This is a genomic window from Pseudomonas edaphica, from assembly GCF_005863185.1.
GTDB classification, from domain to species: Bacteria; Pseudomonadota; Gammaproteobacteria; order Pseudomonadales; family Pseudomonadaceae; genus Aquipseudomonas; species Aquipseudomonas edaphica.
Genome location: NZ_VBVZ01000031.1, coordinates 1 through 21189, shown reverse-complemented (window position 1 = coordinate 21189; position 21189 = coordinate 1). Strand labels below are relative to the sequence as shown.

15 protein-coding genes and 1 pseudogene are annotated in these 21189 nt (G+C 59.9%); 10 read left to right on the top strand and 6 right to left on the bottom strand.

Features of this window, described 5'->3' with window-relative positions; all coding sequences use genetic code 11:
- Positions 1–80 precede the first annotated feature (80 nt).
- The gene (locus tag FEM54_RS03665) at positions 81–533 is read right to left on the bottom strand and encodes a universal stress protein (RefSeq protein WP_056857288.1); all 453 of its coding nucleotides are present in this window, start codon (positions 531–533) and stop codon (positions 81–83) included.
- A 104-nt stretch (positions 534–637) separates the two neighbouring features.
- On the opposite strand from FEM54_RS03665, the gene FEM54_RS03660 reads away from it, so the two are divergent.
- The 7 genes and pseudogenes from FEM54_RS03660 (at position 638) to FEM54_RS03630 (ending at position 9091) form a co-directional block, all read left to right on the top strand.
- Complete coding sequence (locus tag FEM54_RS03660; protein WP_017137416.1) at positions 638–1075, top strand: hypothetical protein; 438 nt, start codon at positions 638–640, stop codon at positions 1073–1075.
- A gap of 499 nt (positions 1076–1574) precedes the next feature.
- Positions 1575–3722 (top strand): fatty acid oxidation complex subunit alpha FadB, encoded by a 2148-nt coding sequence (gene fadB / locus FEM54_RS03655; RefSeq protein WP_138449567.1) that lies wholly within the window; start codon positions 1575–1577, stop codon positions 3720–3722.
- 29 nt (positions 3723–3751) lie between these two features.
- Positions 3752–4927 (top strand): acetyl-CoA C-acyltransferase FadA, encoded by a 1176-nt coding sequence (fadA, locus tag FEM54_RS03650; protein ID WP_017137418.1) that lies wholly within the window; start codon positions 3752–3754, stop codon positions 4925–4927.
- A gap of 97 nt (positions 4928–5024) precedes the next feature.
- Positions 5025–5261, top strand: a complete 237-nt coding sequence (locus FEM54_RS03645) for a DUF1653 domain-containing protein (RefSeq protein ID WP_056857286.1) — start codon at positions 5025–5027, stop codon at positions 5259–5261.
- Between the two features lie 114 nt (positions 5262–5375).
- Positions 5376–7981, top strand: a pseudogene (topA, locus tag FEM54_RS03640) (type I DNA topoisomerase).
- Positions 7982–8108: 127 nt separating this feature from the next.
- Positions 8109–8630, top strand: a complete 522-nt coding sequence (locus FEM54_RS03635) for a DUF6586 family protein (protein ID WP_026013729.1) — start codon at positions 8109–8111, stop codon at positions 8628–8630.
- A 227-nt stretch (positions 8631–8857) separates the two neighbouring features.
- Complete coding sequence (locus FEM54_RS03630) at positions 8858–9091, top strand: hypothetical protein (RefSeq protein ID WP_010212068.1); 234 nt, start codon at positions 8858–8860, stop codon at positions 9089–9091.
- Positions 9092–9342: 251 nt separating this feature from the next.
- Here FEM54_RS03630 and sulA read toward each other — a convergent pair whose 3' ends face one another.
- A complete protein-coding gene (gene sulA / locus FEM54_RS03625; protein ID WP_138449565.1) occupies positions 9343–9816 on the bottom strand; it encodes an SOS-induced cell division inhibitor SulA in 474 nt (157 codons plus the stop codon).
- A gap of 10 nt (positions 9817–9826) precedes the next feature.
- Positions 9827–10435, bottom strand: a complete 609-nt coding sequence (gene lexA, locus FEM54_RS03620) for a transcriptional repressor LexA (RefSeq protein WP_017137423.1) — start codon at positions 10433–10435, stop codon at positions 9827–9829.
- Between the two features lie 263 nt (positions 10436–10698).
- Between lexA and FEM54_RS03615 the strand changes: the two genes are divergently transcribed.
- Positions 10699–11406, top strand: coding sequence for a TetR/AcrR family transcriptional regulator (locus tag FEM54_RS03615; RefSeq protein WP_138449563.1), 708 nt, complete (start codon positions 10699–10701; stop codon positions 11404–11406).
- 134 nt (positions 11407–11540) lie between these two features.
- Entirely contained in the window at positions 11541–12551 is a 1011-nt protein-coding gene (gene nagZ / locus FEM54_RS03610) for a beta-N-acetylhexosaminidase (protein ID WP_017137425.1), read from the top strand.
- 100 nt (positions 12552–12651) lie between these two features.
- Here nagZ and FEM54_RS03605 read toward each other — a convergent pair whose 3' ends face one another.
- The 3 genes from FEM54_RS03605 to mfd are packed head-to-tail and all read right to left on the bottom strand — an operon-like array spanning position 12652 to position 19382.
- The gene (locus tag FEM54_RS03605) at positions 12652–15342 is read right to left on the bottom strand and encodes a DEAD/DEAH box helicase (RefSeq protein WP_099548677.1); all 2691 of its coding nucleotides are present in this window, start codon (positions 15340–15342) and stop codon (positions 12652–12654) included.
- A gap of 9 nt (positions 15343–15351) precedes the next feature.
- Positions 15352–15921, bottom strand: a complete 570-nt coding sequence (locus tag FEM54_RS03600; protein ID WP_138449562.1) for a CsiV family protein — start codon at positions 15919–15921, stop codon at positions 15352–15354.
- Positions 15922–15932: 11 nt separating this feature from the next.
- Positions 15933–19382, bottom strand: coding sequence for a transcription-repair coupling factor (mfd, locus tag FEM54_RS03595; protein ID WP_138449560.1), 3450 nt, complete (start codon positions 19380–19382; stop codon positions 15933–15935).
- Between the two features lie 340 nt (positions 19383–19722).
- Here mfd and FEM54_RS03590 point away from each other — a divergent pair, with 340 nt between their 5' ends.
- Positions 19723–21186 (top strand): glyceraldehyde-3-phosphate dehydrogenase, encoded by a 1464-nt coding sequence (locus FEM54_RS03590; RefSeq protein WP_017137429.1) that lies wholly within the window; start codon positions 19723–19725, stop codon positions 21184–21186.
- The last annotated feature ends 3 nt before the right edge of the window (positions 21187–21189 follow it).

The window sequence follows — 21189 nt, the reverse complement described above, 5'->3', positions numbered from 1 at the left end:
GCAGGCACCTCGGTGCTTCAGGCAGACCGAGGTGAGGCTATCGCAGGCAAGCCAGCTCCCACATTAGATCTTCATCGGCCTTACGAGCTTTTTACCAGCTTGACCGCCAGCACATCACACGGCGCGCCGTGCAGCACGTCATTGGCGGTAGAACCCAGCAACAACGCCAGGCCATGACGACCATGGCTGCCGACCACGATCAGGTCGCAGTTCTGCTCTTTGGCCAGGTGATGGATTTCCTGGCGCGGTTGGCCGTAGGTGAGGTGGCAGTCTTCCTTTTTCAAGTGCGGGTACTTGAGAATCAAACGGTCCAGGCGCTCTTTGGCCTGGTCAAACTGCTGTTGCTGCAACTGGGAAAGGTCCATGGGTACGTCGCCACCAAAGGCCATGGCCATGGGCTCGACGATATGCACGAGTGACAGCTTGGCGCCGTTGGCGATTGCTGAAGCCTGAGCGCGCTTGATAACCGGGTCGCACTCTTCGGTCAGATCGACCGCGACCAGGATATGTTTGTAGGAATGTTCGTTGGGCATGGCGCGTTCCTCCAGGAGACTGCAATAAGTTCAGTATGGCTGGTTTCAAGCGGATGGGTTGCGTCAGCTCAAATCCGCGCATCTAGAAATTCGGGAGTACACATATGACGGTCTGGATAGTGGTGTCAATCCTTCTGGTGGTTCTTAGCCCCCTGGCCTGGCTGCGCCCGTCGCGCCATCAGAGCGGGCGCATGGCCCTGCGCATGGAGGCGCGCCGCATCGGTTTGGCCATGCAATTGGCGCCACAGGAGTGGCCGCACTGGCTTGCGCAAGAGCCGCCGAGCCCCTGCGCGCAGTACTGCAGACCACGGCGGGGCAGCACGCCGGCCCTGTGGAGTTATTGGCAAATGTCGCCAGGCGTATGGGTCAATCAATGGCGTGAAGTGTGTGAGGATGAAAAGTTGTTGCCGCATTTTGCGACGTTGCCGGCCAACGTCTACAAGGTCGAGGCCGACAAGCAAATGATCGCCCTGTATTGGGGCGAGAAGGGTGAGGCCAGTGTGCTGAAGGACATCGATACGCTGCTCAAGGCCCTGGCATGACGCCATTAGCGTTAAAAGACAGGCATTAAAAAGCCCGACATCATCATCGGGCTGGAGTTGGCCAGGCAGGCCGGTAATTCTGTGTTCCTCGCGCCGGGTGTTCATCACGGGGCGCTTTGCGGTTGTCGCAAGCCTAGCGGCATATCCGATTCTGTACAGCCTTTTCCCACATCTTTTTTATTATTGATTCTGTGAATATTTGAATATTGACAGGGCGCAGGCGTGGGCGTGGAGTTCTGAACTGACTGGAAAGTCGCGTTTTTCCTGGCCTTTCGAGCGATTGACAATTGCCCTGAATTGGATGAAGGTGACGTACCCAAATCAAACGGGCGTATGAATTGAGCGTTTGTCTGTCAGACGACTCATACAGAACCCCGACTAGCGCATTGGCGGGTGTGCCTGGCGGATTGGCATGAGCATTGAGGCAACTATCAATGTCCAACCAATAGGCCAGCGTCCAGTGTGTACTGTTCAGCTTCCATATCGTGGAGATCAGTTGATGATTTACGAAGGTAAAGCCATCACGGTTAAGGCTCTTGAAAGTGGCATCGTCGAACTGAAATTCGACCTCAAGGGTGAGTCCGTCAACAAGTTCAACCGTCTAACCCTGAACGAACTGCGTCAGGCCGTAGACACCATCAAAGCAGATGCTTCGGTCAAGGGCGTGATCGTCTCCAGCGGCAAGGACGTGTTTATCGTCGGCGCTGACATCACCGAATTCGTCGACAACTTCAAGCTGCCCGATGCAGAGCTTGTGGCCGGCAACCTCGAAGCCAACAAGATTTTCAGCGATTTCGAAGACCTCAACGTGCCAACCGTGGCTGCCATCAATGGCATCGCGTTGGGCGGCGGCCTGGAAATGTGCCTGGCTGCAGACTTCCGCGTCATGTCGGCCACCGCCAAAATCGGCCTGCCTGAAGTCAAACTGGGCATCTACCCAGGTTTCGGCGGCACTGTGCGTCTGCCGCGCCTGATCGGCGCTGACAACGCGATCGAGTGGATCGCCGCCGGTAAAGAAAACCGTGCCGAAGACGCGCTGAAAGTCGGTGCAGTCGATGCCGTGGTTGCCCCGGACAAACTGGCTGAAGCCGCCCTGAACCTGATCAAAGGCGCCATCAGCGGCGAATTTGACTACAAGGCCAAGCGTCAGCCGAAGCTGGAAAAACTCAAGCTCAACGCCATCGAACAAATGATGTCGTTCGAAACCGCCAAAGGTTTTGTGGCCGGCCAGGCCGGCCCGAACTACCCGGCGCCGGTTGAAGCGATCAAGACCATCCAGAAAGCTGCGAACTTCGGTCGCGACAAAGCCCTGGAATTGGAAGCGGCAGGTTTCGTCAAACTGGCGAAAACCTCGGCAGCACAAAGCTTGATCGGCCTGTTCCTGAACGATCAGGAACTGAAGAAAAAGGCCAAGGCCTACGACGAAATCGCCCGCGACGTGAAACAGGCTGCCGTACTGGGCGCCGGTATCATGGGCGGCGGTATCGCCTATCAGTCGGCGTCCAAAGGCACGCCGATCCTGATGAAAGACATCAACGAGCACGGCATCGAGCAAGGCCTGGCAGAAGCCGCCAAGCTGCTGGTGGGCCGCGTTGATAAAGGTCGCATGACCGCCGCGAAGATGGCTGAAGTGCTTAACGGCATTCGTCCTACGCTGTCCTACGGCGATTTCGGTCACGTCGACCTGGTGGTCGAAGCCGTAGTCGAAAACCCGAAGGTCAAGCAAGCCGTACTGGCTGAAGTGGAAGCCCAGGTTAAAGACGACACTATCCTGGCCTCGAACACTTCGACCATTTCCATCTCGCTGCTGGCCAAAGCCCTCAAGCGTCCGGAAAACTTCGTCGGCATGCACTTCTTCAACCCGGTACACATGATGCCGCTGGTGGAAGTGATCCGTGGCGAGAAGTCCAGCGAGTTGGCGGTTGCCACCACCGTTGCCTACGCCAAGAAAATGGGCAAGAACCCGATCGTGGTCAATGACTGCCCGGGCTTCCTGGTCAACCGCGTACTGTTCCCGTACTTCGGCGGTTTCGCCAAGCTGGTCAGCGCCGGTGTCGACTTCGTACGCATCGACAAGGTTATGGAAAAATTCGGCTGGCCAATGGGCCCGGCGTACCTGATGGACGTGGTCGGTATCGACACGGGCCACCACGGTCGTGACGTGATGGCTGAAGGCTTCCCGGACCGCATGAAAGACGACCGCCGCTCGGCGATCGACGCGCTCTACGAGGCCAAGCGCCTGGGCCAGAAAAACGGCAAAGGCTTCTACGCCTACGAGGCTGACAAGAAGGGCAAGCAGAAGAAAGTGGCCGACCCGTCGGTTCACGAAGTACTCGCGCCAGTCATCTACGAGCAGCGTGAGGTGTCCGATGAGGACATCATCAACTGGATGATGATCGCCCTGTGCCTGGAAACCGTGCGTTGCCTGGAAGACGGCATCGTTGAAACCGCCGCCGAGGCCGATATGGGCCTGGTGTACGGTATTGGTTTCCCTCCATTCCGTGGTGGTGCGCTGCGTTACATCGACTCGATCGGTGTGGCTGAGTTCGTTGCCCTGGCTGACAAATACGCTGATTTGGGCCCGCTGTACCACCCGACCGCGAAGCTGCGTGAAATGGCCAAAAACGGCCAGAGCTTCTTCGGTTAAGCGCCCAGACGACTAGAGCGAGAATATTTATGAGCTTGAATCCAAGAGACGTGGTGATTGTCGACTTCGGTCGCACGCCAATGGGCCGCTCCAAGGGCGGCATGCACCGCAACACCCGCGCCGAAGACATGTCGGCGCACCTGATCAGCAAATTGCTGGAGCGTAACGTCAAGGTCGACCCTAACGAAGTCGAAGACGTGATCTGGGGCTGCGTCAACCAGACCCTGGAGCAGGGCTGGAACATCGCGCGCATGGCGTCGTTGATGACCCAGATCCCGCACACCGCAGCTGGCCAGACCGTCAGCCGCCTGTGTGGTTCGTCGATGAGCGCGCTGCACACCGCTGCGCAAGCGATCATGACCGGCAACGGCGATGTTTTCGTGGTCGGCGGCGTGGAGCACATGGGCCACGTCAGCATGATGCACGGCGTCGACCCTAACCCGCACATGTCGCTGTACGCGGCAAAAGCCTCGGGCATGATGGGCCTCACCGCAGAAATGCTCGGCAAAATGCACGGCATTACCCGCGAAGCCCAAGACGCATTCGGCGTGCGTTCCCACCAGTTGGCCCACAAGGCGACCGTGGAAGGCAAGTTCAAGGATGAAATCATCCCGATGAACGGTTACGACGAGAACGGTTTCCTCAAACTGTTCGACTACGACGAAACCATTCGTCCGGATACCACCCTGGAAAGCCTGGCGGCCTTGAAACCCGCCTTCAATCCCAAGGGCGGCACCGTGACAGCCGGTACGTCGTCGCAAATCACCGACGGTGCTTCGTGCATGATCGTGATGTCGGCGCAACGTGCCCAGGACCTGGGCATTCAGCCGATGGCGGTGATCCGTTCGATGGCAGTGGCAGGTGTGGACCCGGCAATCATGGGCTATGGTCCAGTACCGGCCACACAAAAAGCCTTGAAGCGCGCGGGCCTGACCATCTCCGATATCGACTTCTTCGAGCTCAACGAAGCTTTCGCCGCACAGGCCCTGCCAGTGCTGAAAGATTTGAAAGTACTCGACAAGATGAACGAGAAGGTTAACCTGCACGGCGGCGCGATTGCCTTGGGCCACCCATTCGGTTGCTCCGGTGCACGTATCTCCGGCACTTTGCTTAACGTGATGAAGCAAAATGGCGGCAACCTTGGGGTTGCAACCATGTGCATTGGTCTCGGCCAAGGCATTTCCACCGTCTTCGAACGTATCTAAACGTTTCGCTGACGGAAGCCGGGGCCCAGTGCCCCGGTTTTTGTTTTTTGGAATTTTTAATATTTTTTTTCAACAAATATTGCACGAGGGCCAAAGCATGAAAGTCGAACCAGGGCTCTACCAACATTATAAGGGCCCGCAGTACCGCGTTTTTAATGTGGCGCGGCACTCCGAGACCGAAGAAGAAGTGGTGTTTTACCAAGCACTGTATGGCGATTACGGCTTTTGGGTGCGCCCATTGAGCATGTTCCTTCAGACCGTCGAAGTTGACGGCGAGCAGGTCCCGCGCTTTGCTTTGGTGCAGGTCGAACCCAGTCTTTTTTCAGGGCAATAACGGCAGGCCGCGCAGAATGCTGCGCTTGACCTCACCTTGTTGCCACTATATATAGCGTTGCCGCGACAGGCGCCAACTGCCTTTCACTTCTCGAATTCAGGAATTTTCCGATCCATGGGCAAATCGCTGGTCATTGTGGAATCCCCGGCTAAGGCCAAGACCATCAACAAGTACTTGGGCAACGAGTACGTGGTGAAGTCGAGTATCGGCCATATCCGAGACCTGCCCACCAGCGGTTCGGCTAGCGCCAGCAAGGAGCCTGCCGCCAAGCGCGGCAAGGTCCGGTGCTCAGCCCTAAAGAGAAAGCGCGCAAGCAGCTGGTCTCACGCATGGGTGTGGACCCGGATCACGGCTGGAAGGCTAAGTACGAAATCCTTCCGGGCAAGGAAAAGGTCATCGAAGAGCTGCGCCGGCTCGCCAAAGATGCCGACACCATCTATCTCGCGACGGACTTGGACCGCGAAGGGGAAGCCATTGCCTGGCACCTGCGCGAAGCCATCGGCGGTGATGACAGCCGCTACAAGCGTGTGGTGTTCAACGAAATCACCAAGAAAGCCATCCAGGAAGCCTTCTCCAAGCCGGGTGAGCTGGATATCGACCGTGTTAACGCCCAGCAGGCGCGTCGTTTCCTCGACCGCGTGGTGGGTTACATGGTCTCGCCACTGCTGTGGGCGAAAATCGCCCGTGGCCTGTCCGCCGGCCGTGTGCAATCGGTAGCGGTCAAGCTGGTGGTGGAGCGTGAGCGCGAGATTCGTGCGTTCAACCCCGAAGAATACTGGGAAGTCCACGCTGACCTGGGTACTGCCAAGGGCGCCAACGTGCGCTTTGAAGTGGCCCGTGAGAAAGGCGAGGCCTTCAAGCCGCTGAACGAAGCCCAGGCCATGGCCGCGCTGGAGAAGCTCAAGGCTTCCAGCTATAGCATCGTCAAGCGCGAAGACAAGCCAACCAGCAGCAAGCCGTCGGCGCCGTTCATCACGTCCACCTTGCAACAGGCCGCGAGCAACCGCCTGGGCTTTGGCGTGAAGAAGACCATGATGATGGCCCAGCGCTTGTACGAAGCCGGCTACATCACGTATATGCGTACCGACTCCACCAACCTGTCGCAAGACGCGGTGGCGATGGCGCGCACTTATATTGAAAGCGAGTTCGGCAAGAAGTACCTGCCGGAAAAGCCGAACGTCTACAGCAGCAAGGAAGGCGCACAAGAGGCTCACGAAGCGATTCGTCCTTCCGACGCCAACACCGAGCCAAGCAAGCTGAGCGGCATGGAGCGTGATGCTGAGCGCCTCTACGAGCTGATCTGGCGCCAGTTCCTGGCCTGCCAGATGCTGCCGGCGCAATACCTGTCCACCACCGTCAGCGTGGGCGCAGGCGACTTCGAGCTGCGTGCCAAGGGCCGTATCCTCAAGTTCGACGGCTATACCCGCGTGATGCCGCAAATCGCCAAGCCAGGCGATGACGACGTGCTGCCGGACATGGCCCAGGGCGACACGTTGAAGCTGATCAAGCTCGACCCGTCCCAGCACTTCACCAAGCCGCCGGCGCGTTACTCTGAAGCCAGCCTGGTAAAAGAGATGGAAAAACGCGGTATTGGTCGTCCTTCGACCTATGCGGCAATCATCTCGACCATCCAGGACCGTGGCTACGTAGCGCTGCACAACCGTCGTTTCTACTCGGAAAAGATGGGCGACATCGTCACCGAACGCCTGTCCGAGAGCTTCTCCAACCTCATGGATTACGGCTTCACCGCCGGCATGGAAGAGAACCTCGATGACGTGGCGCAGGGCGAACGCGACTGGAAAAACGTGCTGGATGAGTTCTACGGCGACTTCAAAAAGAAACTCGAAGTAGCCGAAAGCCCTGAAAGCGGCATGCGCGCCAACCAACCGGTGATGACCGACATCCCGTGCCTGACGTGCGGCCGCCCGATGCAGATTCGTACCGCATCCACCGGTGTGTTCCTCGGTTGCTCGGGCTACAGCCTGCCGCCGAAAGAGCGCTGCAAGGCCACCGTTAACCTGGTGCCAGGCGATGAGATTGCCGCCGACGACGAGGGTGAATCCGAGTCGCTGGTACTGCGCGGCAAGCACCGTTGCCCGATCTGCAGCACGGCGATGGACGCCTACCTGCTCGACGAGAAGCATAAGTTGCACATATGCGGTAACAACCCGGATTGCAATGGCTACGAGATCGAAGAGGGCACCTACCGCATCAAAGGCTACGAAGGTCCGAGCCTGGAATGCGACAAGTGCGGCAGCGAGATGCAGCTCAAGACCGGTCGTTTCGGCAAGTTCTTCGGCTGCACCAACCCGACTTGCAAGAACACGCGCAAACTGCTCAAAAGCGGTGACGCGGCGCCGCCGAAGATGGACCCGGTGAAGATGCCTGAACTCAAGTGCGAGAAGGTCAACGACACCTACATCCTGCGTGACGGCGCTTCGGGTCTGTTCCTGGCGGCCAGCCAGTTCCCGAAAAACCGCGAGACCCGTGCACCCTTGGTGATGGAGATCGTGCCGCACAAGGACGAGATCGATCCGAAGTACCACTTCCTGTGTGAAGCGCCGAAGAAGGATCCCGACGGTCGCCCGTCCGTGATCCGCTACAGCCGCAAAACCAAGGAGCAGTACGTGCAGACCGAAGTGGACGGCAAGCCTACCGGCTGGAAAGCCTTCTACGACGGCGGCAAGTGGAAGGTCGAGGACAAGCGCCAGGGCGCTTGATCGGCTGATCTGCCAGCTACAAAGGCCGCCTGAAAAGGCGGCCTTTTTTTACGCTTGCAGGAAACTTGGCTGATCCGTGACACTGTTCAGCCAGCATCACGCTTATTTCGTTGTGGAGATTGCCGTTATGGCCAACGAACTCTATACCCGTACCAATCAGAAAATTTACTTCGCGGGTTTGTCCCTGGAAGCCCTTGGCCGCGCCGAGGAAGGGAAGGAGATGAATGCCATCGCGCTGGTCCAGGCCGGGCGTGAGGCGGCGTTGTTCCACCTCTATGGCGCTTTGCTGGGCCTGTGCCATGAAATTGCCGGGTTCTACCGCTTGCCCCAGGCGGGCGCACCACGCGCAGAAATGCTCATGAACCGCGAAGTGCTGGACAGCATGGCGATTCCTGAACTGGCCGAACTGGTGGAAATGGCGCAGAGCCCCGACAGTTGGGTTGCTCGATTGCTCAAAGCGCATGCGGATATGTTCCAGCCGCCGCGTGTTCCCCATGTGCCCAAGGGTGATGTGACACAGCCGCTGATCGTGGCCGTTGCGCTGGGAGAGGATGAGCCCAAGCCCTTGAGCCGCGAAGAGCTGGAAAGCTGGCGCCAGGAGCTGAAGAAGATGGCGTTGCGGTTTCGTGAAGGCTTGAACGAGTGTTAAGAGGTTTGCGCTGAACAAAGGTGGGAGCTGGCTTGCCTGCGATAGGCTGGGTCAGCTTGCCGGCCATTTGCTGATGCACCGTAATCGCAGGCAAGCCAGCTCCCACATTGAGAGCAGTCTTGCCGAAGAGCACCATTCATCAAGCCGTTAAGAAACCTGTTCAGATCCTCAGCGAGGCTGGGTGGATGACTGATATAATCCCGGCCTTTCGTGGAGAACAGACTTATATGCCAACGTCCTTTCTGGAAATTGTAGAGTTGCCTGACGGCCGAATCGAGCTGCGCAGGGCCGAGGACGAGGGTTCTCTGGTTATTTTGGATTTTTCCGAAGATGCAAAAGTGTTCCTGCAGGGCCAACATGTAGAAGTGGCAAAAGCCATGTTGAGCGTTGGTGTGCAGATGGCTGGTCGCCTGGCCGAAGGCGAGCCGGAGAAGGAAGATGGGCCGCGGGTGCTTCACTGAGTAGCAATGACGCGCTCTCGGAAGTGTTCTGACGACCGGGCTTCTGTGGCGAGGGAGCTTGCTCCCGCTGGGCTGCGAAGCGGCCCTGAATAGATTTAATGCGCTGTATCAGGTATTCCACGGTGCCTGGTTTTGGGGCTGCTGCGCAGCCCAGCGCGAGCAAGCTCGCTCGCCACAACAAGCTCACCTGCCACAACAGGCTCGCCTGCCATAACAAGCCCATCCATACGGCTGGCCTGCAGCAGATCCCATTACCCCAATCGAATATTCAAACTCTGCGCATCGCCCGTGCGCGCGGCGCTGATCAGCTGCTGCTTGGCTGTTGCATTCAGTGGGTTCAACCAGCTCACCACCGTGTGGCTGCGCCCCAGGCGCAAGGCTTCGCACGTCAGTTGCTGAGCACTTTGCGCACCGCGCGGTTGCAGCAGCAGGATGCGCTCACGGTTGAGCCCGGCGTCCCGCAGCCAGGCCTGGGTCAGGCTGGCGGGTGGGGCAATCAGCGTCAGCCAGCGTGCGTCCTGCTCCTCGCTCAATTCTCGAAGGATCGGCGCCAGCAGGCTCAGGCAGCTCCCGGCAGCACCGCGCAACGCCAGTTCACTGAACGCCTCAGGTTCGGAGCCCCAAGGGGCCTCGACCGCTTCCTTGAGAATGGGCGCAAGGGGTTGGGCCATAAAGGCCTCGAACAGCGACAGTTGTGTGTGTTGTGGGGTGTGCACGAGTTGCATGGTGCCTCCTTTAGCGGCGAATAACGCCGACGCTCAAGCCTTCGATCACCAGGTCCTGATCTTTCAGGTTCACTTCAATCGGGGCGAACTCAGGGTTCTCGGCCATAAGCCAGACCTTGCTGCCTTCGCGCTTGAAGCGTTTGACGGTGACTTCGTCGCCGATACGGGCGACGACGATCTGACCATTACGGGCTTCGCGAGTGGTGTGGACGGCCAGCAGATCACCGTCGAAAATGCCCACGTCCTTCATGCTCATGCCGTGTACGCGCAACAGGTAGTCGGCACGCGGATGGAAGAACGTCGGGTTGATGTTGCAGGACTCTTCGACGTGCTGCTGCGCCAGGATCGGCGCACCGGCGGCGACGCGACCGATGATCGGCAGGGTCGATTCGTCGGCCTTGGCTTCAAAGCCAGGGATGCGAATACCGCGTGAAGCACCTGGGGTCATCTCGATCGCGCCTTTGCGGGCGAGGGCCTTGAGGTGTTCTTCGGCGGCGTTGGGGGACTTGAACCCCAGTTCCAGCGCAATTTCCGCTCGCGTCGGCGGGTAGCCGTTGTCGTCGAGGCAGCGCTTGATAAAAGCCAGAATCTCAGCTTGGCGTGGCGTCAGTTTTAGCATGTTGATCGCTCTGTCTTTTTATACAGTGACTGGGATTATATACAGTGAACTGCGCTTGGCAATCATCCTTTTTTGGCACTCCGCTGGACGGTCGTCTGTCACTCTTCCTGCAAGGCATAGACAGCGCTGCCTACAGGGCGCGAAGGATGTGATTAAATAGCGATGAAATAGATGACTGCCCGGCCGGAAAACGGCCTCGCAGGCTTGACAAGACACACCCTGAAACGTATGTTTCAAACAAGTGTTTGTCAGGCGGAGTAGCCATGGCCCAGTCGGAAACCGTTGAACGCATTCTCGATGCTGCCGAGCAATTGTTCGCGGAAAAAGGATTTGCTGAAACTTCATTGCGGCTGATTACCAGCAAGGCTGGGGTTAACCTCGCCGCTGTGAACTATCATTTCGGCTCGAAAAAAGCCCTGATCCAGGCGGTATTCTCGCGCTTCCTGGGGCCGTTCTGCGCCAGCCTCGACCGTGAGCTGGAGCGTCGCCAGACCAAGCCCGAAAACAAGCCAAGCCTGGAAGACCTGCTGGAAATCCTGGTTGAGCAAGCCTTGGTGGTTCAACCGCGCAGCGGCAATGACCTGTCAATCTTCATGCGCCTGTTAGGGCTGGACTTCAGCCAGAGCCAGGGCCACTTGCGCCGTTACCTGGAAGACATGTACGGCAAGGTGTTCCGTCGCTACATGCTGCTGGTCAACGAAGCTGCTCCGCGTATTCCGCCGATCGAACTGTTCTGGCGTGTGCACTTCATGCTCGGCGCCGCCGCGTTCAGCATGTCCGGCATCAAGGCGTTGCGCGCAATTGCCGAGACCGATTTCGGCGTCAATACTTCCATCGAGCAAGTGATGCGCCTGATGGTGCCATTCCTTGCCGCCGGCATGCGCGCCGAAACCGGCGTGACCGACCCGGTCATGGCCGCTGCCCAGTTGCGTGCGCGCAGCAAATCTACGCCGGCCGTCGCCAAGGCGTGATTGCCCCAGGTGTGCGCGGCGGCTAAGCTAGCCGCCATGCCGATTTCAGCTATTTACTCACAACCCGTTGTGCTCGCTGCGCTTATTGCGCCAGGTGAGGGCAACGGGTTGTGTGCGTTATTTAAGGAAAGTTTATGACTGCTGCCCTGCAAGGTTCGTTAATGGTCGATGTGGCCGGTACTTGGCTGACGGCCGAGGATCGCCAGTTGTTGCGCCAGCCTGAAGTAGGCGGGTTGATCATTTTTGCGCGCAATATCGAGCACCCGCGGCAAGTGCGCGAATTGAGCGCGGCCATTCGCGCGGTGCGCCCAGACCTGCTGCTGGCGGTCGATCAGGAAGGCGGGCGTGTGCAGCGCCTGCGCCAGGGCTTTGTGCGTCTGCCGGCCATGCGCCTGCTGGCGGATAAACCCAACGCCGAATACCTGGCCGAGCAGTGCGGCTGGATCATGGCCACTGAAGTGCTGGCGGTCGGCCTCGACCTGAGCTTCGCCCCGGTGCTTGACCTCGACTACCAACGCAGCGCCGTTGTTGGCACCCGTTCCTTCGAAGGTGACCCGGAGCGCGCTGCCGTGCTCGCGGGTGCATTCATTCGCGGCATGAACAGCGCCGGTATGGCGGCCACCGGTAAACACTTCCCGGGCCATGGCTGGGCCGAGGCGGATTCCCACGTCGCGATTCCAAACGACGAGCGCAGCCTGGAACAGATTCGCGCAAATGACCTGGTGCCTTTCGCACGCCTGAGCAAGCAATTGGCGGCGGTGATGCCGGCCCACGTCATTTATCCGCAAGTGGACGCCCAACCCGCCGGTTTCTCGCGTCGTTGGTTGCAGGACATTCTGCGCGGCGAGCTGCAATTTGATGGGGTGATTTTCAGCGATGACCTGTCCATGGCCGGCGCCCATGTGGTCGGTGATGCGGCCAGTCGAATTGAGGCGGCGCTGACGGCCGGTTGTGATATGGGGTTGGTGTGTAATGACCGTGCTGCTGCGGAGCTGGCACTGACTGCGGCGCAGCGCATGAAGGTCACGCCGTCGGCGCGGATTGCGCGGATGCGTGGGCAGGCGATTGCCTCTACGGAGTACAAGCAGGATCCGCGTTGGCTGGTGGCGCTTACCGCGTTACGCGATGCTCAGTTGATCGACTGAACACCGCGTCGCTGCCATCGCAGGCAAGCCAGCTCCCACTCTCGATTTGTGAATACATTCAAGGGTGGGAGCTGGCTTGCCTGCGATAGCGATCTAACCGTCAGCGCTTCTCTTGCTTGTTGGGCAACGGCGCAAACAACGCCTCGATATCCTCATTACCCAACTGCCAATCCCCGGTCGTGCGCCCATCCAGCACGCCTGCTGCCAGGTCAGACTTTTCCTTCTGCAGGTGCTGGATCTTCTCCTCCACCGTGCCCCGCGCGATCATTTTATAGACGAACACCGGCTTCTCCTGGCCGATGCGGTACGCACGGTCGGTCGCCTGGTTTTCCGTCGCCGGGTTCCACCACGGGTCATAGTGGATCACCGTATCCGCCTCGGTCAGGTTCAAACCGACGCCGCCGGCCTTCAGGCTGATCAGAAAAATCTGCAGCTTGCCGCTCTGGAAATCCTTCACCGGCGTGCGCCGGTCGCGGGTCTGGCCGGTGAGTAATGCGTAGGGCACGCCGCGTTTTTTCAGCTCGGCTTCGATCAGGCTCAGCATCGAGGTGAACTGCGAGAACAACAATATCCGGCGCCCTTCGGCGAACAGCTCTTCGAGCATCTCCAACAGGCTGTCGAGTTTGCCCGAGCTGCTGCCACGGGCGGGCAGGGTGGCGTCGTTGACCAGGCGCAGGTCGCAACACACCTGGCGCAACTTGAGCAGCGCTTCAAGAATGATGATCTGGCTGCGCGCCACGCCCTTGCGGGTGATTTCGTCGCGCACCTTCTTGTCCATGGCCAGGCGCATGGTTTCGTACACGTCGCGCTGTGCCTCATTGAGGTCGACCCAATGGATGATCTCGGTCTTGGGCGGCAGCTCGGTGGCCACCTGCTCTTTGGTGCGGCGCAGCAGGAAAGGTTTTATCCGACCGTTGAGGTGTTGCAAGCGCACCTCACTGGCGCGCTTTTCGATGGGCACGCGGTAATCGCGGTTGAAGCTTTTTACGTCACCCAGCCAGCCCGGCAGCAAAAAGTGGAACAGCGACCACAGCTCGCCCAAGTGGTTTTCCAGCGGCGTGCCGCTCAGGCACAGGCGCTGGCGAGCAGTGAGCTCGCGCGCGGCCTGGGCAGCCTTGCTGTTGGGGTTCTTGATGTATTGGGCTTCATCGAGGATCAGCACATGCAAGGGCAGGGCGGCGAGCGTGTCGATGTCCTTGGGCAGCAGCGCGTAGGTGGTCAGCAGCAGGTCATAGTCCTGCAAATGGGGGAAATGTTTCTTGCGACCGGCGCCGTATAGCGCCTGCACCCGCAGTTGCGGTGTGAAGTGCGCCGCTTCATCCAGCCAGTTGGGAATCAGGCTGGTGGGCATCACCACCATGCATGGTCGGTCGAGGCGTCCGGCGGCCTTTTCGCTGAGAATATGCGCCAGGGTCTGCAGGGTTTTGCCCAGGCCCATGTCATCGGCAAGGATCCCGCCGACATCGAGCTGACGCAGCGACTGCATCCAGCTCAAGCCTTCCAGCTGATACGGGCGCAAGGTCGCGTTCAAGCCCTCGGGCGCCACGCAGGTGAAGTCCTTGATGTCGCGCAGGCGCTGGGCGAAATTGCGGATCTTCTCACCGCCTTCCCATTGCAGCGGCAGGTCTTCCAGCGGGTTCAGGCGAATGGCGTCGGCTTTGGCCAGACGCAAGCTGGTGGTGCCGGTTTCCTGTAGGTAAAACTCGCCAAGGGTTGCCAGTACCGGCTTGAGCCTGCCGTACGGCAACGCCACTTGCAGCGGGCCGTGGCCGTTGGGCAGGCCGGGAATATTCACCAGGATCAGCTCGTCGTCACGGCGCCGGGCGAGTTTTTCCGGGTTGAGGATTTCGGTATGCGAACGCATCAAGTTGAGCAAAATCGGCAACAGGCTCAGGCGCTCGCCATTGACGATAATCCCCAGCTCCAGGTCGAACCAGTCGCGTTCCGGGCCTTCATCGACGGTGGCGTACCAGTCATCGACGGTGCTCAAGTCGAAACCGAAATCCTCATCGATCTGCAACTCCCAACCCTCGGCGCGCAAGGTCGGCGAGGCGTTGAGAGTGAAGTTCAACCAGGCGCTGTCATTGACCATTTCGAACAATTCACCGGCACTCTCCGGCAAGGCCTTGCTCTGGCGTGTAGCGATCTTGAAGCCCAGCAGGCGCAGTTGTTCGCGATAGGGTTGCTCCAGTTCCGGATGGCGCTTGATGCGCAGGCTCTGGGTTTCCTGGCGCACGATGATGTCGGCGTTTTTTTGCCCGCTGACATAGTTGCCCAGGTAATTGAACGACAGCGCCGCACGGTGCTGGATATAGCGCTGCATCTTGCCATTACGCGGTTCAAACGCGCTGAACTCCACGCTGGCCAGCCACAGGCGCGGCACTGGCCGCACATCTTCCATCACCACCTGTGGCAGCACCACGCGGTTATCCAGCACGGCCTGGAGTTTTTCCAACAGCTCGGCATCTTGCGCGGCGGCCGGGTAAGCCAGGGTTTCCTGGACCTTGAGCAGCACTGCCGCGATGTGTTTGCAGTTGGTGTGTACCGGGCAGGTGCAGCGGCTGTCCACCAGGATCAGCGTGCCCTTGGCCGATTCGCGCAGCGAGATGGTTTGTCGGTAAACATTGCCGCCAGAGCCTTCGCAGCTGGCGATGATGGTGCTGTCGCCGGACTCGACGATGCGCACACGGTTTTCCAGGGCGTAGCGCCGCCCGCGCTCAAGGCTTTGCTCTTTAAAGCGATTGGCCCACGAAGGGGCCAGGGGTTTGGTCAACGACGACGTCAGGGGCATGGCGCTGGATCAGTCCTGAATGTCGGGCGGTGGCGCACTGGGTGGTTTGGCGGTCAGCGAAGTGATCTTGATCAGCAGCGCCAAGTGGCCGCCATCCAGGTAATTGAGTTGGTTGTTCTTGGTGCGCACGTCTTGCTGGCTCAAGTGTTCGCTGGCAGTCACGCTGCCATTGGCGTCGAACTGGTTGATCCAGAAATCCGCGTCGATATCGGTAAAGCGCCCCAGTTGCAGGTTCAGCGTGCCTTCGATGGGGAACTGGCCGAACTGCTCCTGGCCGTCGGTAATGGCCAGCTTCACGGGTTGCTCGCCCAGGTTCTGATCCCAGGCGCGGTGCAGCAATACGGTGTAACTATTGTCCGCACTGAGCTTGTCGACGATGTTGGCCAGCCGCGGTGGGCTCAGCTTGTCGGTCGGCAACCGCGCAGCGCCGGCATCCCAGTTTTCCGGCGCGGCGCGGCTGTTGATCACCGGTTCGGCGTTCTGGCGCACCAGGATCATTTCAACCAGGTACGGGCTGTCGGCAAACGCCGAAGGTGCGACCACCACCAACACTAAGCTCAGAATGCGGAACAGGCGCATGGGGGCGTCCTTCAAGCAGATTTCGGGATGAGGCGCTCAAACAGCGCCTCCAGGGTATTGAAGCGTTCTTCGGCACGCTCCATCGGCACCATGAATTTGAACAGCGTAGCCCCTTCGAACTTGTAGCGGTTGGGTTGGCCCTGAATCAGTTTGATCAGCACCAATGGGTCCACCGGCGTTTGCGCCTCGAACTCGATGCGCCCACCCTGCGGCCCGGCGTCGACTTTCTTGATGCCCAACTGTTCGGCCTGCAATTTCAGCAGCGTCAGGCGCACCAGGTTCTTGGTTGGCTCGGGCAGCAGGCCGAAGCGGTCGATCATCTCGACTTGCAAGTCCTTGAGGCCTTCTTCGTCGGTGGCCGAGGCGATGCGCTTGTACAGAATCAGCCGCGCATGCACGTCGGGCAGGTAGTCCTCGGGAATCAGCGCCGGCAAACGCAGGTTGATTTCCGGGCCGCCGCCCAAGGGTTGGTCGAGGTTCGGTTGTTCGCCCTTGCGGATGGCTTTCACTGCGCGCTCGAGCATCTCCATATACAAGGTGAAACCCACGGCCTGGATCTGCCCGCTCTGGCCGTCGCCGAGCAGTTCGCCGGCGCCACGGATTTCCAGGTCGTTGGTGGCCAGCACAAAACCGGCACCGAGGTCCTGGGTATTGGCGATCGCTTCCAGGCGCTTTTCGGCATCGGAGGTGATCTGTTGGCGCGGCGGAGTCAGCAGGTAGGCATAGGCTTGGTGGTGACTACGGCCCACACGGCCACGCAGCTGGTGCAATTGCGCCAGGCCGAACTTGTCGGCGCGCTCGATGATGATGGTGTTGGCGCTTGGCACGTCGATGCCGGTCTCGATGATGGTCGAGGCAATCAGCACGTTGAAGCGCTTGTGATAGAAGTCGCTCATGACTTGTTCGAGTTCGCGTTCGCGCATCTGCCCGTGGCCGATGGCAATACGGGCTTCCGGCACCAGTTCGGCGAGGTCGGCGGCGCATTTCTCGATGGTCTTCACGTCGTTGTGCAGGTAATACACCTGGCCGCCACGCAGCAATTCGCGCAGCAGTGCTTCCTTGACCGTGCTTTTGTTCTGCTCCATCACAAAGGTGCGCACCGACAACCGGCGCGCCGGCGGCGTGGCAATGATCGACAAGTCGCGCATGCCCGACACGGCCATGTTCAGCGTGCGTGGGATCGGCGTCGCAGTGAGCGTAAGAATGTCGACTTCGCTGCGCAGGGCCTTGAGCTGTTCTTTTTGACGCACACCAAAGCGGTGCTCTTCGTCGATGATCACCAGGCCCAGGTTCTTGATCTTCACATCGTCCGACAGCAGCTTGTGCGTGCCGATCACGATATCGATCTTGCCCTCGGCCAGGTCAGCGACGGCGGCGTTGACTTCCTTGGCGGATTTGAACCGGCTCATCACTTCCACGGTCACCGGCCAGTCGGCAAAGCGATCACGGAAGCTGTTGTAGTGCTGTTGGGCGAGCAGGGTGGTCGGCACCAGAATCGCCACTTGCTTGCCACCGTGCACGGCAATAAACGCCGCGCGCATGGCCACTTCGGTTTTGCCGAAGCCCACGTCGCCGCAGACCAGGCGGTCCATCGGCTTGGGCGCCAGCATATCGGCGCGCACCGCTTCGATGGTGGTTTGCTGGTCGGGAGTTTCTTCGAAGGCAAAGCCGGCGCTGAAGGTGGCGTAGTCGGCTTTCGGGTCGGCAAACGCATAGCCTTCGCGCGCGGCACGGCGGGCATAAATGTCGAGCAACTCGGCCGCTACGTCGCGCACCTGTTCGGCGGCCTTGCGCTTGGCTTTCTGCCAGGTCTCGGAGCCCAGGCGATGCAACGGCGCCAGCGCGTCGTCGCTGCCGGTATAGCGGGCGATCAGGTGCAGGCTGGCCACCGGCACATAGAGCTTGGCGCCTTCGGCGTATTCCATGGTGAGGAATTCGGCGGCCTGGTTGTCGATCTCCAGGGTCTGCAGGCCCAGGTAGCGGCCCACGCCGTGGTCGATATGCACCACCGGCGCGCCTTCGCGCAGTTCGGTGAGGGTCTTGATCACCGCATCGTTGTTGGCGTCGGCGCGTTTTTCACGGCGCCGGCGCTGCATCACGCGCTGACCGAACAGCGGGCTCTCGGCGATGAGTGCCAGCGCCGGGTCGTCCAGCAACAAGCCTTCGTCCAGCGGCGCAATGGTGATCGCCAGGCGCTCTTGGCTGGCGACGAAATCCGGCCAGCTGTCGACGGTTTTCGGGCGCAGCTTCAGGCGTTCCAGTAATTCCAGCAGCACTTCGCGACGGCCGGCGGATTCGGCGGTAAACAGCACGCGGCCAGGGAAGTCGCCAAGGAAATTCGACAGCGCTTCCAGTGGCTGGGTGGCTTTGGCCTGGATCGCCAAGTCCGGCAACGTGCTCGCCGGGAAACGCTCGCGGCCACTGCCGGTGTCCACGTCCTGCTGGCTGGCGACCACGCGCGGCCAGTTTTTCAGGCGGGCGAAGCAGTCTTCCACCGGCAGGAACAGCTCGGCGGGCGGCAATAAAGGTCGCGCCGGGTCGACGCGGCGCTCTTCGTAGCGGTTGCGCACGTCGTTCCAGAAGTTTTCCGCCGCCTGCTCGATGCCCGGCAGCGAGAACACTTGGGTGTCTGCGGGCAGGTAATCGAACAGGGTGGAGGTTTCGTCGAAGAACAGCGGCAGGTAGTACTCGATACCGGCCGGTGTAATCCCGCTGCTTAAATCCTGAAAGATCGGGCAGCGGCGGAAGTCGACGTCGAAGCGTTCGCGAAAGCGCGCCTTGAAGCGCGTGACCGCGTCTTTTTGCAGCGGGAATTCGCGCGCCGGCAGCAGCTTGATCGACTCTACTTTGTCGATGGAGCGCTGGTTGTCCGGGTCGAAGGTGCGCAACGTCTCGATTTCGTCATCGAACAGGTCGATGCGGTACGGCAGTTTGCTGCCCATCGGGAACAGGTCGATCAACGCACCACGCACCGCGAATTCGCCGTGTTCGTACACCGTGTCGACGCAGCGGTAGCCGCTGGCTTCCAGGCGCGTGCGCATCTGCTCTACATCGAGTTTCTGGCCGACATCCAGCACCAGGCTGCTGCCGAGCAGGAACTTGGTCGGCGCCAGGCGGTGCAGGGCGGTGGTGATCGGCACCACCAGCACGCCGTGCGCCAGTTCCGGCAGGCGGTACAGGCTGGCAATGCGCTGGGAAATGATGTCCTGGTGCGGCGAGAACAGATCGTAGGGCAGGGTTTCCCAGTCGGGAAAGTGCAGCACCGGCAAATCGGGGGCGAAGAAGCTCAGCTCCTGCTCCAGCCGCTCGGCGCTTTGGCTGTCGGCGGTGAGCAGCAGGGTAAAGCGCTTGGCTGCGCTGGCAGCCTCGGCAATGGCCAGGCTCAGGGCGGCACCGGGCAGGTTGCCCCAGTGCTGTTTACCTGCCGCGGCAGGGAGAAGCGGTAGACGCAGAACGGGCACGGAAGGTTGAGCTCCAAGCGTTGCGACAAAGTCGGTAATTGTAGCGGCCCAAGGTGCCGCCTGTCAGTTGCTGACTGAACCTATTACGGTTTGCAGGAAATGTAGTGGCTAAGACAAACAATGGCGGGTTTTGACTCAATATGTAGTGCCATTTTGTGCAGATGTTTCGGAGGGTTACGGACAAGTCGGCGTTGGCGCTCAACCAGCGGCCTTCTGGAAGCCGCGTATTTACTGGGCTGCAGCGGTGTGTGATTTTTTCGCAAGCACTTTTTGTTGCCTGACGCGCATTGCTCCGAGGCCGGTCGGGCGGCATAATGTAGCCCCTTTTTTCTGCCCCTACATGTGGAAGGTTCCCGTGACTCAGAAGCCCGACCAGTGTCTTGGTGAATGGATCGACCGTGAAGCACTCGCTGAAGCGATGATTCCGCTTATCGGTCAGCTGTACCGCAATAACAATGTGGTGAGCTCGATCTATGGCCGCAGCCTGATCAACCAGTCAGTCATCGCGATTCTCAAAGCCCATCGCTTTGCTCGCCATCGTTCTGCCGACGACAGCGAACTCTCCGTCCACGAAACATTCCCTCTGCTTAAAGCCATGAGCGAGCTCAAGCTCGGCGCGGCTTCGGTAGACCTGGGCAAGTTGGCTTACAAGTTCCGCAAAGAAGGTGCCGGCCGCAGCGCTGAGCAGTTCGTGCGTGAAGAAATGGCCGATGTGGTTGGCCAGCAAAACGCTGCAGCCCGCAAAGGCACCGACGTGGTGTTGTACGGCTTCGGTCGTATCGGCCGCCTGCTGGCGCGCATCCTGATCGAAAAAACCGGTGGCGGCGACGGCCTGCGCCTGCGTGCCATCGTGGTGCGTAAAGGCGCCGAGAACGACCTGACCAAGCGTGCCAGCCTGCTGCGCCGCGACTCGGTACATGGCCCGTTCAACGGCACCATCGTCATCGACGAAGAAAACAACACCATCACCGCCAACGGTAACCTGATCCAGGTGATCTACGCGAAGAACCCGGCCGAGGTGGATTACACCCAATACGGCATCAAGGACGCACTGCTGGTGGACAACACCGGTGTATGGCGTGATGCCGAAGGCCTGGGCCAGCACCTGGCCTGCCCAGGTATCGACCGCGTTGTGCTGACTGCGCCTGGCAAGGGCAAGCTCAAGAACATCGTGCACGGTATCAACCACGGCGAAATCACCGCTGACGACAAGATCGTGTCCGCTGCTTCCTGCACCACCAACGCCATCGTGCCGGTGCTGAAGGCTGTGAATGACAAGTTCGGCATCGTGAATGGTCACGTTGAAACGGTTCACTCGTACACCAACGACCAGAACCTGATCGACAACTTCCACAAAGGCGATCGCCGCGGCCGTAGCGCCGCGTTGAACATGGTGATCACCGAGACCGGTGCCGCCACCGCTGCTGCCAAGGCCCTGCCTGAGCTGGCCGGCAAGCTGACCGGTAACGCGATCCGCGTACCGACGCCGAACGTGTCGATGGCCATTCTCAACCTGAACCTTGAGAAAGCCGCCACCCGCGAAGAGATGAACGAGTACCTGCGCTACATGGCGCTGCACTCCGACCTGCATAAGCAGATCGACTTCGTTAACTCGCAGGAAGTGGTGTCCACCGACTTCGTGGGCTCGCGTCACGCCGGTGTGGTCGACGCTGAAGCGACCATTACCCAGGACAACCGCGTTGTGCTGTACGTGTGGTACGACAACGAGTTCGGCTACAGCTGCCAGGTGGTTCGAGTGATGGAAGACATGGCCGGGGTTAACCCGCCAGCATTCCCGCGCTAAGCC

What these genes read in the sequence shown, in the direction of transcription:
- FEM54_RS03665 (WP_056857288.1), bottom strand. Translation starts at nt 533, where the DNA reads ATGCCCAACGAACATTCCTACAAACATATCCTGGTCGCGGTCGATCTG.
- FEM54_RS03660 (WP_017137416.1), top strand. Translation starts at nt 638, where the DNA reads ATGACGGTCTGGATAGTGGTGTCAATCCTTCTGGTGGTTCTTAGCCCC.
- fadB (WP_138449567.1), top strand. Translation starts at nt 1,575, where the DNA reads ATGATTTACGAAGGTAAAGCCATCACGGTTAAGGCTCTTGAAAGTGGC.
- fadA (WP_017137418.1), top strand. Translation starts at nt 3,752, where the DNA reads ATGAGCTTGAATCCAAGAGACGTGGTGATTGTCGACTTCGGTCGCACG.
- FEM54_RS03645 (WP_056857286.1), top strand. Translation starts at nt 5,025, where the DNA reads ATGAAAGTCGAACCAGGGCTCTACCAACATTATAAGGGCCCGCAGTAC.
- FEM54_RS03635 (WP_026013729.1), top strand. Translation starts at nt 8,109, where the DNA reads ATGGCCAACGAACTCTATACCCGTACCAATCAGAAAATTTACTTCGCG.
- FEM54_RS03630 (WP_010212068.1), top strand. Translation starts at nt 8,858, where the DNA reads ATGCCAACGTCCTTTCTGGAAATTGTAGAGTTGCCTGACGGCCGAATC.
- sulA (WP_138449565.1), bottom strand. Translation starts at nt 9,816, where the DNA reads ATGCAACTCGTGCACACCCCACAACACACACAACTGTCGCTGTTCGAG.
- lexA (WP_017137423.1), bottom strand. Translation starts at nt 10,435, where the DNA reads ATGCTAAAACTGACGCCACGCCAAGCTGAGATTCTGGCTTTTATCAAG.
- FEM54_RS03615 (WP_138449563.1), top strand. Translation starts at nt 10,699, where the DNA reads ATGGCCCAGTCGGAAACCGTTGAACGCATTCTCGATGCTGCCGAGCAA.
- nagZ (WP_017137425.1), top strand. Translation starts at nt 11,541, where the DNA reads ATGACTGCTGCCCTGCAAGGTTCGTTAATGGTCGATGTGGCCGGTACT.
- FEM54_RS03605 (WP_099548677.1), bottom strand. Translation starts at nt 15,342, where the DNA reads ATGCCCCTGACGTCGTCGTTGACCAAACCCCTGGCCCCTTCGTGGGCC.
- FEM54_RS03600 (WP_138449562.1), bottom strand. Translation starts at nt 15,921, where the DNA reads ATGCGCCTGTTCCGCATTCTGAGCTTAGTGTTGGTGGTGGTCGCACCT.
- FEM54_RS03590 (WP_017137429.1), top strand. Translation starts at nt 19,723, where the DNA reads ATGTGGAAGGTTCCCGTGACTCAGAAGCCCGACCAGTGTCTTGGTGAA.